This is a genomic window from Salinibacillus kushneri (assembly GCF_900111405.1).
Classification (GTDB): domain Bacteria; phylum Bacillota; class Bacilli; order Bacillales; family Alkalibacillaceae; genus Salinibacillus; species Salinibacillus kushneri.
Genome location: NZ_FOHJ01000002.1, coordinates 265,442 through 278,195, shown reverse-complemented (window position 1 = coordinate 278,195; position 12,754 = coordinate 265,442). Strand labels below are relative to the sequence as shown.

Annotated in this window: 14 protein-coding genes; 6 read left to right on the top strand and 8 right to left on the bottom strand. The window is 36.5% G+C overall.

Features of this window, described 5'->3' with window-relative positions:
* Position 1: 1 nt before the first annotated feature.
* The gene (locus BMX63_RS03800; RefSeq protein ID WP_093132136.1) at positions 2 to 1,165 is read right to left on the bottom strand and encodes a COG1470 family protein; all 1,164 of its coding nucleotides are present in this window, start codon (positions 1,163 to 1,165) and stop codon (positions 2 to 4) included.
* 193 nt (positions 1,166 to 1,358) lie between these two features.
* On the opposite strand from BMX63_RS03800, the gene BMX63_RS03795 reads away from it, so the two are divergent.
* The 5 genes from BMX63_RS03795 (at position 1,359) to BMX63_RS03775 (ending at position 4,366) form a co-directional block, all read left to right on the top strand.
* Positions 1,359 to 1,940, top strand: coding sequence for an RNA polymerase sigma factor (locus BMX63_RS03795; protein WP_093132134.1), 582 nt, complete (start codon positions 1,359 to 1,361; stop codon positions 1,938 to 1,940).
* Entirely contained in the window at positions 1,933 to 2,631 is a 699-nt protein-coding gene (locus BMX63_RS03790; protein WP_093132132.1) for an anti-sigma factor family protein, read from the top strand. Before BMX63_RS03795 ends, BMX63_RS03790 begins: the two co-directional genes overlap by 8 nt.
* 140 nt (positions 2,632 to 2,771) lie before the next feature.
* The gene (locus tag BMX63_RS03785) at positions 2,772 to 3,320 is read left to right on the top strand and encodes an HTH-type transcriptional regulator Hpr (protein ID WP_093132130.1); all 549 of its coding nucleotides are present in this window, start codon (positions 2,772 to 2,774) and stop codon (positions 3,318 to 3,320) included.
* Between the two features lie 218 nt (positions 3,321 to 3,538).
* Positions 3,539 to 4,090, top strand: coding sequence for a DUF3267 domain-containing protein (locus tag BMX63_RS03780; RefSeq protein ID WP_093132128.1), 552 nt, complete (start codon positions 3,539 to 3,541; stop codon positions 4,088 to 4,090).
* A 93-nt stretch (positions 4,091 to 4,183) separates the two neighbouring features.
* Positions 4,184 to 4,366: a hypothetical protein gene (locus BMX63_RS03775; RefSeq protein WP_093132126.1), complete on the top strand. Its 183-nt coding sequence runs from the start codon at positions 4,184 to 4,186 to the stop codon at positions 4,364 to 4,366.
* A gap of 352 nt (positions 4,367 to 4,718) precedes the next feature.
* Here the strand turns inward: BMX63_RS03775 and BMX63_RS03770 are convergent, their stop codons facing one another.
* Positions 4,719 to 4,808, bottom strand: coding sequence for a YjcZ family sporulation protein (locus tag BMX63_RS03770; protein ID WP_093132124.1), 90 nt, complete (start codon positions 4,806 to 4,808; stop codon positions 4,719 to 4,721).
* Between the two features lie 226 nt (positions 4,809 to 5,034).
* Between BMX63_RS03770 and BMX63_RS03765 the strand changes: the two genes are divergently transcribed.
* The gene (locus BMX63_RS03765) at positions 5,035 to 5,979 is read left to right on the top strand and encodes a peptidylprolyl isomerase (RefSeq protein ID WP_093132122.1); all 945 of its coding nucleotides are present in this window, start codon (positions 5,035 to 5,037) and stop codon (positions 5,977 to 5,979) included.
* Positions 5,980 to 6,141: 162 nt separating this feature from the next.
* On the opposite strand, the gene BMX63_RS03760 is transcribed toward BMX63_RS03765, so the two are convergent.
* The 6 genes from BMX63_RS03760 to BMX63_RS03735 form a co-directional block, all read right to left on the bottom strand.
* A complete protein-coding gene (locus tag BMX63_RS03760) occupies positions 6,142 to 6,366 on the bottom strand; it encodes a sporulation YhaL family protein (protein WP_245732707.1) in 225 nt (74 codons plus the stop codon).
* Between the two features lie 68 nt (positions 6,367 to 6,434).
* On the bottom strand, positions 6,435 to 7,409 hold the full coding sequence (yhaM, locus tag BMX63_RS03755; protein ID WP_093132120.1) for a 3'-5' exoribonuclease YhaM: 975 nt from the start codon (positions 7,407 to 7,409) through the stop codon (positions 6,435 to 6,437).
* A gap of 23 nt (positions 7,410 to 7,432) precedes the next feature.
* Complete coding sequence (locus BMX63_RS03750; protein WP_093132118.1) at positions 7,433 to 8,002, bottom strand: GbsR/MarR family transcriptional regulator; 570 nt, start codon at positions 8,000 to 8,002, stop codon at positions 7,433 to 7,435.
* A gap of 75 nt (positions 8,003 to 8,077) precedes the next feature.
* On the bottom strand, positions 8,078 to 11,062 hold the full coding sequence (locus tag BMX63_RS03745) for an ATP-binding protein (RefSeq protein WP_177167167.1): 2,985 nt from the start codon (positions 11,060 to 11,062) through the stop codon (positions 8,078 to 8,080).
* A 2-nt stretch (positions 11,063 to 11,064) separates the two neighbouring features.
* Complete coding sequence (locus BMX63_RS03740) at positions 11,065 to 12,291, bottom strand: metallophosphoesterase family protein (RefSeq protein WP_177167166.1); 1,227 nt, start codon at positions 12,289 to 12,291, stop codon at positions 11,065 to 11,067.
* A gap of 120 nt (positions 12,292 to 12,411) precedes the next feature.
* Positions 12,412 to 12,681, bottom strand: coding sequence for a hypothetical protein (locus BMX63_RS03735; RefSeq protein WP_093132112.1), 270 nt, complete (start codon positions 12,679 to 12,681; stop codon positions 12,412 to 12,414).
* Between the last annotated feature and the right edge of the window lie 73 nt (positions 12,682 to 12,754).

The window sequence follows — 12,754 nt, the reverse complement described above, 5'->3', positions numbered from 1 at the left end:
TTTATCTCCTCCCATATTTTCTTACGAGGAAGATAATACCCACAACGACAGCAACAATAATTGCAAGGCCAACAAATCCCCATACCATAGAAGTTTTGACACTCATACGTACTTTGGCGTTGGCGGTTGCTTCAGGTGTTGAGGCCTTCGCTTCAACTATATAGTCTCCAGCTATCGCTTTATCACTTGCGTTTACAGTTGCTTTAACTTGAACAGATTTTCCAGCCGGAATTTCATTAATTGTTCCAGGTTCAAATTTGACATCCCATTCTGAAGGAGTATTTACACTTGATAATTCCACGTTTTCCAGACGGCTCGTTCCCGTGTTTTTGACCTGTAATGTAATGACGTCTTTTCCACCTGCCTGGATATCTGAACTTAGTCTTCCATCAGGTGTTGTTAACTCTAAGCCATAGCTGCCTGTAATCACCGATTCAAGAGTAAGCTTCGCATTGGCATCACCGGCTTGAGCAGTAATGGGAATTTCATAAGTTCCCTTACCTGACTGCTTAGAAGGAACTACTTCAACTGTTAGGTTTGACGTTTGATTGGATTTTACCGTTACACTTGTTACATCTTTACCATCTTCTTTAAAGTTCACTTGCCAGCCGTTTGGCGCATCTGCCTGTAATGAATAATGCTGCTCACTCGCTGTACGATTTACTAATTTTACATCATATGTAAAGGTTGACTCTGCATCCCCCTCCATATTGGTTTGCTCTGAGTTCAATTCCGTTTTGAAAACACCCTTTTCCGTTACGTTAACTGTAATTGGTAAGGTAGTGACAGCTCCTGTATCGGAAGTTGCCGTTATATCAAAATTATACTCTCCTTTTTCGATTCTTAAGGGAACTTCTACATCAAGCTGAAAGTTTTTCGAAGAATTCGGCTTAACGGATAAATGATCAACACCATAGCCATCTGATGTCATAGTTGAGCTCCATTCTTTAGGTAAATCCTTAATGGCAAACTCTAAATTTTTCACTTGATTTGAATCATTGATAATTTCAATATCATAGTTTGCAGTTTCGCCAGGGGTTAAGGATAATCCCGTTAGTGGCGTATATAAAATTACTCCCTCAGCAGCACTCGTCTTTTGAGGCATAAATAGTGACAACAAAAGTGTTAAAACAGTCAGCATCAGAAATAATTTTTGTTTAAGCATCAATCTATTCCTCCCTGTTCATTTTTTTATTAATACGTCACGGTCTTTAAATTGGATTTACTGATTTTTTATTTTTGGTAACCTATCCACACACTTTAAAGTGGTAAAGGGTTTGGAAAGGGTTGACAAAAGGTAAAAAACCAATTATTAAATAATTAGGGATACACCATTATGATGTTTAGGAAGTGAAAGCATGTTGGAGAAAAAAAAGACGGATGAGGAGCTCATGAATGGTATACAAAAGGGATCATGGGATGCTTTTAAAATTTTGTATGAACGGCATTTCCAGTTTATTTATAAAGTGGTTTATGCCATCTTGAAAAATCACGAGGATACGGCTGATTTATGCCACGATTTATTCCTTGAATACTATCGTAAAGCACATACCTATCGTCCAAATCGAGGAAGTGTTAAGTCCTGGTTAGCCGTTCGGGCTAAAAGCAGGGCCATCGATTATATCCGTAAGAAAAATAAAATCATCCTTAAGGATCAGCTCAGCTATCAAGACGAAGCAATCGAAAAAAATACGGAAGATATTGCACTGGCAAAGTTTGATAAAAAACAATTAAATGAGGCTCTTCAACACCTTCCTTCAGCTCAACGACAAGCTGTTTATTTAAATTATATTGAATCCCTGTCTCACAGAGAAACAGCAGAAAGACTAAATCGCCCATTAGGCACGGTAAAATCCTTAATCCGTTATGGCCTTCGAAATTTAAAAAAATATTATTTAGCACCGCAGGATTTACAAAGAGGTGATCACCGTGATGCGTAACCATTTGACTGAAGAAACCATCATTGATTATATTGAGCATGAACTTTCCCGGGAAAAAGCAGAAGAAGTCCAAAATCATTTAAACGTCTGTTCTCAATGTAAAGAACTGCATCACTTCTGGACCCACACTTTAAATGAAGAAGTTGACATACCTGAAACACAGCAAAAACATATCTGGAAACAATTATCCGCTAATGTTCAACATAATCGAAAGCGGTATTTCAAAACGTGGTATAAAGGAATAATGGTTGCCTCAATTGCTGCTCTTCTGTTTATGACAGGTTTTTTCACTGGAGGTAGGATAACCAATCATGAAACGGCTCCGAATACAACGAAAAATGCCCAATCTGAAAGCTTTGTAATCGATACGGATACAGAAATTTATGATTTAGTCCATACATCTAGCGGTGATAATAAAGGTTATGCATGGTATAATCCTGTTCGCAAAGAAATGATTCTCTACATAGATGAAGATTTACAAGAACGAATGAGAGCGGACATCGAAACATCTCATTCTACGATTTCAAAGGGACCAATCAATTTAAATAACGAACATAAATATTTTTATATTAAAGATCATCAATTACAGGAATTTTACCGATTGATTTTAACGAATCAGTTTAATCAAAATCCCATTAGCAGCTACGAATTCCGAGCTGTACAATTAAATAATCGGGAAATATGGAAGTGAAGAAAAGGAAGCATCAAATAGGGTTTAAACACCATTTGATGCTTTTTTGAATTCAAAAATATTTTGAAAAATAAACTTTATTAATCTTCATTTTACTGGCATAATAGAAATTAAGCGATATTACTAGAGGGAGTGATAGCATGAGTAGCGAACGTTATTCCATAGAAGAAGCGATTATTTATAGTCATAAAATGACCCAGCTGAGTAAAGCATTATGGAAGGCTATAGAAAAGGACTGGCAGGAATGGGTAAAACCCTTTGGCTTAAATATAAATGAACATCATATTTTATTAATTGCCTATCATTTAAAAGGATCAAGTATATCAGAGATTTCTAAATTTGGCGTTATGCATGTATCAACAGCCTTCAATTTTTCAAAGAACTTAGAGGAAAGAGGCTTATTAACCTTTTCCAAAAAAGAAAACGATAAGCGAAACACTTATGTGGAATTAACAGAAAAGGGAAATGAACTTCTGGAGGAAATCCTGGAGTCCCATAACGTTGATAATAATAGAGTTGTAAACGGTTCCTTGAAATTGAAGGAACTCTATGGTAAGTTCCCTGAATTTCAGGACATGATTGCTGTTATTCGTGATATCTATGGGGATGATTATATGGACATCTTTAATCGCTCTATTCAAAATGTGGTAAAAGAAACTGTAACAGATCCTAATGTTTCCGGTAAATAGTTATTGACCATGTCTTGAATCTATTCACTTTTTCCCTTACAAAACATAGGATATTCTGGATTAGATTAAGCCTCCTTACATACTGTTGTATTAACTTTGTTAAATCCTTCTACTTTTTTTATAAAAAGTATTGATTTTCGTACTAAAAGCGAGTATTATTCCTTGAGGACAACAAACTTATAGAAATAAATACAGCATGTAGTAAGGGGGGACCTGCAATGAATAATTGTTGGAAAACCGTTAATGTTACAAGAGAGTTTGGTCAGAGCAGATTGTATTTAATGTCTAGTTTTCTAGCTTTCTTTACATTCATTTTACTATTTCTACCTTATTCCATTTATCATCAGAATATCGTTATTAAAGATCATGGGTTCATTCCTTTGCTCATTATTTTAATGACATTACCAACTGTTCATCAAATGGCCCATGTAATTCCCTTAATTCTCTGCTATAAGAGAACAAAGATTAATTGGGATTTGGCCTTTAAATGTATCCCAATATTAAGAGTCAGACCACGGTCCTCCTTATCTAAGAAGCCATCAATATTTATGTGGTTTGGACCCACACTTTTTCTGACCGTTCCAGGATTAATTACTGGTGCTGTTCTTGGCAACTATTATCCTTATATTCTTTTATTTGTTGCTCTAAATATTGGAATGTCCTTTAAAGACTTCTTTTATATTAAACAGTTTTTAAAAGCACCAAAAAAATGTAAAATAGAAGACGCAAAAGATGGGTATGATATACTGATTCAAAAAAAGCACCCTTGAGAAGGGTGCTTTCCTATTTCCTTATCATTATATCTGTTCAATTATCATATTTTTTGATAAAGTGATTTATAGGTGCATAAGGGAGGGAAAAATATGCTGTTATTTTATGTACCATTTGCTATATTTACATTATATATTTTCAATTCACTAACTCATTCATTATGTTTAAAAACAGAAATGTCTACAGATAAATCACAAAAAGTATTCAAAACCATTAACATTTCCATCACCATCTTACTCATTTCCTCCTATATAGAAGTCCTATATTTAGGTTAGAAAAGCGGAGGCGACTGGTCAGGTCTGGCGGTATAAGCCAAAGACATGGAGTGGACATGTTTTTCGCCACGGAATGGCTTTGGCTTATGTCCGCCCAGGCCTAGGAGCCGAAGCCGGACAACGAAAAGCGGAGGCGACTGGTTAGGTCTGGCGGTATAAACCGAAGACATGGAGTGGACATGTTTTTCGCCACGGAATGGCTTTGGCTTATGTCCGCTCAGACCTAGGAGCCGAAGCCGGACAACGAAAAGCGGAGGACGAGCTAAAGTAAGGTGGTTTACAAGTTTTTAAATTAGTAATCAGAACATATAAAAGGGAAGCCAAAAATGGGCTTCCCTTTTTTTAATTTGTATTAATACCAAGCTGCACCTACAATAATTAAGAGAATAAACAATACAACGATTAGCGCAAAACCTCCGCCGTATCCATATCCGTAACCCATACGAGCACCTCCTTAAATATTTACACTACTAACTTATGTATTTTTAGAAAAAGTGAGTAGGCGCATCCCCCATACAATAAAATATTTTTGTTAGAACAAACGAACGGAATTAAAAAATCCCTTATAATGATAAAATCTACAGGGGAAATTAACTATGTATTCCATTTAAAATATGTTATATTGATGAGAGACCATTTATAAATGAACAAGGATTAGGAGTGTTAACATGAAAAAACTTGCCATTGGATCCATTTTGGCTATTTTTGTACTAGCCCTCGCAGCATGCTCTCAAGATAATGGAGAAGTTGTAGTGGAGACGGAAGCTGGAAACATTACAAAAGATGAATTTTATGAAGAATTAAAATCAACTGCTGGTGAAAATGTACTAAATAATATGGTGGTTACCCAGGTTCTTGAGGATAAATACGATGCCCCTAAAGAAGAAATTGATTCACAAATTAAAGAGTACAAAGATCAGATGGGTGATCAGTTTGAAATGTTTCTACAGCAAAACAACTTTAAAGATGAAAAAGCATTTCGTGAGCAACTAAAATTCAACATGCTTTATGAACAAGCTTTAACAGACGGTATTGAAATTTCGGACGAAGCTATTCAAAAACGTTATAACCGTATGCAATACGAAGTAGAAGTAAGTCATATCTTAGTGAATGAAAAGAAAAAAGCTCAAGAAATGATTGACCAATTAGCTGAAGGTGCAGACTTTGCTAAACTTGCAAAAGAAAATTCACAAGATCCAGGCTCCGCTTCTGAAGGTGGCTCACTCGGTTTCATTAAGATTACCGACAACTATGTAGCTCCTTTTAAAGATGCAGCATTCAATCTTGAACCAGGGGAGCTAAGTGAACCTGTTCAATCTTCAAATGGCTGGCACGTGATTAAAGTGACAGATAAGCGCGATGTAGAAAAAGAGCTTGAACCCCTTGAAGATATGAAGGAAGAAATTCGCCGTACTTTAGCCATGGAACAAGTGCAAGGTGATCAGCAAAAGGCTCAGGAAAAAGTACAAAAATTGATTGATGATGCAAATATTGACGTGAAAATTGATGAATATAAAGACATGTTTAAAAACAATAGTAGTACTGGTAATAATGAAAACAGCGGAAATAGCGGAGACAGTGGAAGTAATGAAAACAATGGGAACAATGAATAAATAGAAGAAGCATACCAAACCTAAAACTCGTATTCCGTATAAACGGAATACGAGTTTTCATATTTACTCTTTCAGTATCTAATGTAAATTCCAATCCTCACTAAAGCTCTGTATAAAAAAAGAGCCTTGGCAAAACCAATTTAATGGTTTCGCAAGGCTTTATCAACTAATAGATTGTTCTCTTTCCCTTTCTTCATCAGAAGGATTCGTTTGCCTTCTGCGATTCCTTTCATCCTGGATTCGATCCATATATACCTGACCTTCTTTTTTAATAAACTCATGCTCCAATTTCATTTCGGAACGAATAGCCCTAAAAGACATATAACCGCTAAAAATGATAAGGCCAATTAAAACAGCAATCCACCAAGGAAATGGACCAATCATCATGTCAGGATCCTCCTCCCTCCCTAGTCTATCTTTTGTACAAACCTATGCAGTTACACAAAAAAATAGAACTAATCATTTCCTTCAAGGAGAGGTCGATAAAAGCTACGGTTATCCAACGCAAAAATTCGTTCCGTAAATTCACCCGGTTTTGTTTTACGCAGCGTCCGGTTCATCATATTCATCTTTGCATCAATTAAATCTATTAAATGAAGAATCTCTGCTTCTCTAATTAGGGGAGGCTTGGGACTTCCCCATTCTCCCTTACTATGATGGCTCAGAATCATATGCTTTAATAACAGCACTTCTTCCCCATCTATACTTAATTCCTCTGCAGCTTTTCCAATTTCCTCAGCCATAATGGAAATATGACCTAAGAGCTTTCCTTCTGTTGTATAGTTAGGAGCCACAGAGCCAGACAATTCGGTGATCTTTCCCAAATCATGAAGGATTATCCCTGCATATAATAAATCTATATTGATATCATCATATTGCTTTTTAAGTCCTTTAGCAATGTTCAACATAGAACAAATGTGATGAGCAAGACCTGAAACATATTCATGGTGATTCTTTACAGCCGCTGGAAATAGAAAAAGATTCTTTTCATATTTTTTTATAAAATATCTTACTATTCTTTGAATATTTGGATTTTCCATTTCAAAAATAGCCTCAGTCAGGCGCTCTTCTAATTGACTCACCTCAACAGGCGCTTTTGCCAGAAAATCCTGAAGTCTTACACCGTCAGTGGGCTGCGAAGGTCGAATCTGCTGGATTTTAAGCTGAGGCTTCCCGCGAAACTGGCTTATGTCACCTGAAACCTTCACTATCTGCTCTTGTTTGAACGTTTTTTCATCTTCATCTGTAGCTTCCCAAAGCTTAGCTTCAATTTCTCCTGAGCTATCCTGTAAGATCAACGTTAAAAAAGGCTTGCCATTACTAGCTACACCTTTCGTGGCTGATTTTATTAGTAAAAATCCTTCAAAAGGCTGACCAACTTCGACATAGCCAATTTCTTTTAACAATTCAATCCCTCTCCCATTTTTCATCAGAGTGTATAGTAAAAATTCCTTTATTTTTCACCTTGTTCATTCGAATCTTTTGGTACATATTTAAAGATTTCACCAGATTCGACAACGCGTATGAATTTCATCAACCAGGAATAATAATTCTTGGCATATTCGAGCTTTTCAATGTCATATTCTATTGTTTGCTTCAGTGTTACATCATCCGTTTGCTCTTTTAATTTTTCTAATTCATGGATGGTTTCCTCTGCTTCCTCAATATTAGTCTCTGTATGGTGTCGCCAACGATTTCCGAAAAGAGAAGTGAAGGATTTATACCAATCCTCCTCCGATTTATATAAGTCTTTTCGCATTCCCTTCTTAAAGGAAGGCTCAACCATCTTCATTTCTGATAATGATCTTACACCTGTAGACATGCTAGTTTTACTCATTTTTAAAGCATCACGCATATTATCCAGCGTCATAGGTTCATTAGAAAAATATAGAGTGCCGTATAAACGACCCACTGAAGCAGTTATTCCATATAAACTCATATTTTTTGCAATTACCTGTATGAATTTTTCCAGTGTTTCTTCATGTTTCTCCCAATCTTCTTTATTTGTTTCATGTTTTTCCAACTCGAAACCCTCCAAGCCTTCAGCCAAGCCGATTTTCTGAAAACATTTTACCATGATTCTACTTGTTGTGCGAACTTATAGCAGTGAAATTTTTTGCGTTTGTAAACTTACTGCTATCTTTTCCTGATTGTAAAAATCATTCTCATTCCATGTAAAATAAATAACCTGCTGTCTATGACTGATTTCTTTAATTATCGCTAACATTTCTTCCTTTCTCGAACGATCATAATGAACAAATGCATCATCAATCAGAAAAGGAACACCATATTGGTTGTTCATTACCTCACTAAGTGCTAAACGTAAAGAAACATAAGCTTGAGCGGTTGTTCCAGATGACAATTCGGAAACCTCATATTGTATATGTTCAGCGGATTCCACTCTAAAGGTTTCTTCGTCTGAAGGTGGAAGAATTTGAAGGTATTGACCCTCTGTAAGTCTTTGAAAATACAATGTGGCCCGTTCCATAACCTGGGGCAAATATTCATTCTGGTAAATTTGCTTGGTTTTCTTCAAAAAGTGATCTGCAGTTTTATAAATCATCCATTGCTTAACCTGTTCTCGCAATTCATTTTTTTGAAAGGCAAATTGGTGACGTAAGGAAGAAAGTTGCTCATTTTCTTCTAATTGGTTAAGCTCTGCGTTCAAATCAGCGACTCTTTGTCTATGTTCTTCAATGTTTTCTTCTAAAGGTTTTATTTTTTGTTCGTGTGTATGTTTTTCCTGTTTAATCTCAGACCAATGGAAAGATTGTCGAACAATCCCATCTGCTTCCGATTGGAAAACGATTCTTATATGATAAAACCATTCTTCCTGTTTTATACGCAATTGCGTCTTTTCTTCAAACCTTTTCCCTTTTTCAATAAACGTTTCTTCGTCATTTACACCAGCTTTCGCATAAAGCAGTTTCTGTTCTTTCACAAATGGGTCCAGTTGATCATTTAGTTCCTGTAATTCATTTTGAGCCTGTTGAATTTCTTCTTTTAAACGGACGAATTTGTTCCTTTTTTTATATTCATTCTCCTTTAGTTCCTCTAATTCCTGCCATATATGGTCATGTTTTGTCAATTTTAAGTTGCATTGGTTTGCGATAGTCTCAACACGGGTTTGTAATTTCTCCTTTTGTTCCGCTAACTCACTTATATCAGCCTCTAGTTTTTCTCTTTCCGTTTCCTCCCCCTGAAGTTTCGTCACTTTGAAATATAATGACGGCCAATAAGGAACTTCAACAGATTCTAAAAATGGATATCTATCGCGTTCTTCCTGAATTTGCTCTCTTAATCGTATTAGCTTTTGGTTAATAAGCTCCTGATCCTGTTTACACCGGTCCAGTTCCTTTCTATTGTCTTCAAGTCTTGCCTTCCATTCCTGCCATTTGTTTAAAATGTGTTCATGTTGGTGTATTCGCTTTTCTATTTCCTGGATTTGATGATCAGATAAAGATTGATATTTATCGGTTTGTACATTTCCCTGAATTGTACTTATGCGGTTTTTAAGTGACTTTATACTTACCCCTATTCCGAGACGGCTCATCATTCCCAGGAAAAGTAAAACCGTACCCCATATATAACCCGTGATGTTTTCTGTAAAATAAGCAATCATTCCGGCACTCAAGAGCGATAAGATTCCCGCAAGTACGGAAAGAAAGCCAACACGTTGAAACCTTCTGATGGTTTTTTGTAATGCCTTTTGTTCGTTCTGGTACATGCTTTGCTGATCTCTTATCCACTGTTCCTTCCATTCAGCTTCCCGGTGCTGATGAATCTGATTCTTTAAATTCTTATATTCATCATCCGGTAATAATTGACTGTGATAGTCATCTGCTTTAGCCTGCAGGTTTTTTTGTTCATCCTCCAATCTTTTCTCTTGCTGCTTTTGCTTATCCTCATTCTCCATATTCTGTTCATATTCTCTGGCCAATCCCCCCCATTTATCTTCTGTAAAAGCCGATAATGGGTAATCTGATAAAGTAATCTCTCCTGGCTGATTACCCAATTGAGAAAGCTGATGTTTAAGAGACTGATTGGAGGCTTGTAATGCTGATTGTTTTTCCTTGCTTATCCTCTCTATATATTGATACTCATTCCATAGCTCATCAAGCTCTGATAAAGCTTGAAAGGCATGCTCATGTATCAACTGATGATTCATTGTTTCAATGGTTTTCTCCTTTGATTCTATACGCTTCTTTAAAGCATGGATGTCACTTTGTAATGGAAGTATCCATTCTTTTAATTGACGATGCCGTTCCAGGCCCATATGTGGAAAAGTACCCATATCTTTATACTTTTGCAATTTCTGATCAAGTTGTTGATACTGCTGAATCGCCTCTTGCACACGCAAATGCTTATCGACCCATTCAAGCTTTTTCCTTCTATCCTCCAGCTCTATTTCTTTAATCATCTTTTCCTTTTCAAGTTTTTTGATTTCCTCTTGTAATTCATTGTAACGGCCTTCTTTTTCAACTCGTTCCATCATTTTACCTTTTAAATCTTTTATTTCTCTTAGCTGTTCATTAATAATTGGCTTCTTTCCCCGTTTTTTAAATAACTGCTCCATATGTTTGGTTAAATCTTTTTCGAGCTCAGTCATTTTGTCTGAACCTGATAATCCTATCCCAAATAAAACTCTTCCTAAATCCTCACTTTTGACAAATTGCAATTTTTGCAAGTCCTGATCATTAAAGGAAAAAATCTGTTCAAAGGTATGCCGGTTCATTCCATTTAGAATACTTGTCTTTAGAAACTCTTCCTTTTTCTGACTTCCATCTTCTAACAAGCAGACAGCCTGGTTTTTACGTTTATCCATCATTCGTTCCACAATGACTGTTCCGTGTTCCTTCGTATTGATAAACAGCCGACCACCAAATGTACTTCCCAGCTTTGGAATATAGCTTTTACGTCTCGATAATGGTAAATCAAACAGCACATATAAGATAAATTGCTTTAAGGACGTTTTTCCTGATTCATTGGGGCCTTGTACAACGGTCAGACGTTCATTAAAATCAAACCATTGATCATGCCACTTTCCAAAACCATAAATATGGACTTTTTCAACCCACATCATCATCACTCTTTCATTAATTCTTCTAATAAAAGCTCTTCTGCTTCATCCTTGATTTCGGATAGTTCATCATCTGACAGCGGCTCTAACAGCTTTCGGAATTCACGGTGATCCGTTAATTCTGTTAATGATTCTATCCAGGACCTGTCATGCTCAAATACACGTACCAGCTCTCCTATAAAATGATTGCTTCTTTTAAGCTCCTCCTTAGTCCAGGATTGCATCTTTTCTACCTTGATTTTCTCAATCCACATCCAATCCTGTTCAAACTCTTCCATTTCATTTAAAAGATCCTGAAGTTCCTGAGTAACTTGCTTGTCTATATGAGGAATGGAGGTTTGGTTAATTTTGATAGAGAAGCGGATGAGGGCACTGCCGATTGTGCTTCGTACCGTTTCCTTTTGGTGTTGCAGCCGCACTTCCACCTCATCAATGCTCGTACAATCTGTTAAGTCCAGTTCCAGAGACTCAAACCGAAACGCCTGAGTCGGAACAAACAATTTTTCACAGTAATTGTCTTTTACATCAATCACATAGACGCCCTTTTCACCAGGTTCATTAATGTGTCTTCCTTGAATATTTCCAGGATATACTACAGGTGGGGACGTCATTAGCTCTTCTCGTTTATGAATATGCCCTAAAGCCCAGTAATCCATATGAGAATCACGAAAATCTGTTAAGCGAAAAGGAGCATAAACATCATGCTCCTGGTTCGTAGAAAGGCTTCCGTGCAGTATCCCAATATGATAGATCGGTTCATTGGTGGTTACATATTCATTAACCTTCTCCTCATAGACCGCCCTATTTTCATAGCTAAATCCGTAAATATTAGCGACATGCATTCCTTCTTGATAAAAAGGAATGGAGGTTACTTGTTCACTTTGAAAAAAGTGAACATTTTCCGGATAATCCATATGAAAAAACGTGCCACCCAGATGATCATGGTTTCCAAAACTAATAAAAACGTCAATATTGTGCTGATGTAATTTCTCTAATCCTTGTCTTACCTTCATCTGAGCTTTTAAACTTCTTGCTTCCTCATCAAATAAATCTCCAACCATAAGAACAAAATCTACCTGATAGGTTATGGCGGTTTCAATAAGCCGATCAAATGCCTGAAACGTACTATTCACCATCTGTTGAAACAATCGTTTCGGAACATTTGCCATTCCCTTAAATGGGCTGTCCAAATGCAAATCCGCTGTATGTAAAAAACGAAGGGGTTTCCGCATCGAATGATACTCCTTCCTAATCATCTAAGTTAATCTATATTTTACCAAAAAACACAGGCGAATGCACGTTCGCACAGCACACAAAAAATATGTATTGCAACCAGGCAATACACAGGCATATTAAACATTAATTCCTAAAATTAATGACCAGAGAATAAAGGTACCAAAAGAAAAAATAACCGACAAAATCGCAGGTTCCAATGCAGTTTTTTTAACGAGGGCTATGATGGATATGATTAATCCATATACCGGGCTTATTAGCCAGACTGCGGGATGTAAAAACGCACTTTCCAAACCGATAAACCCAAAAATATAAGTGAAGAATAACGTAAACCATAAAAGGTGTAATATCATCGCAAATGTAACAGCTTTATTTAAAATCGAAGTCATGATTGCTCCTCCTGGATTCTCTCTATTTTGCCAATTACGTACATTTTAGCAGAAAATCATATGGAATGAACGA

Coding starts and splice junctions, on each gene's coding strand:
- BMX63_RS03800 (WP_093132136.1), bottom strand. CDS start 1,165: ATGCTTAAACAAAAATTATTTCTGATGCTGACTGTTTTAACACTTTTG.
- BMX63_RS03795 (WP_093132134.1), top strand. CDS start 1,359: ATGTTGGAGAAAAAAAAGACGGATGAGGAGCTCATGAATGGTATACAA.
- BMX63_RS03790 (WP_093132132.1), top strand. CDS start 1,933: ATGCGTAACCATTTGACTGAAGAAACCATCATTGATTATATTGAGCAT.
- BMX63_RS03785 (WP_093132130.1), top strand. CDS start 2,772: ATGAGTAGCGAACGTTATTCCATAGAAGAAGCGATTATTTATAGTCAT.
- BMX63_RS03780 (WP_093132128.1), top strand. CDS start 3,539: ATGAATAATTGTTGGAAAACCGTTAATGTTACAAGAGAGTTTGGTCAG.
- BMX63_RS03775 (WP_093132126.1), top strand. CDS start 4,184: ATGCTGTTATTTTATGTACCATTTGCTATATTTACATTATATATTTTC.
- BMX63_RS03770 (WP_093132124.1), bottom strand. CDS start 4,808: ATGGGTTACGGATATGGATACGGCGGAGGTTTTGCGCTAATCGTTGTA.
- BMX63_RS03765 (WP_093132122.1), top strand. CDS start 5,035: ATGAAAAAACTTGCCATTGGATCCATTTTGGCTATTTTTGTACTAGCC.
- BMX63_RS03760 (WP_245732707.1), bottom strand. CDS start 6,366: ATGATGATTGGTCCATTTCCTTGGTGGATTGCTGTTTTAATTGGCCTT.
- yhaM (WP_093132120.1), bottom strand. CDS start 7,409: ATGAAAAATGGGAGAGGGATTGAATTGTTAAAAGAAATTGGCTATGTC.
- BMX63_RS03745 (WP_177167167.1), bottom strand. CDS start 11,062: ATGATGTGGGTTGAAAAAGTCCATATTTATGGTTTTGGAAAGTGGCAT.
- BMX63_RS03740 (WP_177167166.1), bottom strand. CDS start 12,291: ATGCGGAAACCCCTTCGTTTTTTACATACAGCGGATTTGCATTTGGAC.
- BMX63_RS03735 (WP_093132112.1), bottom strand. CDS start 12,681: ATGACTTCGATTTTAAATAAAGCTGTTACATTTGCGATGATATTACAC.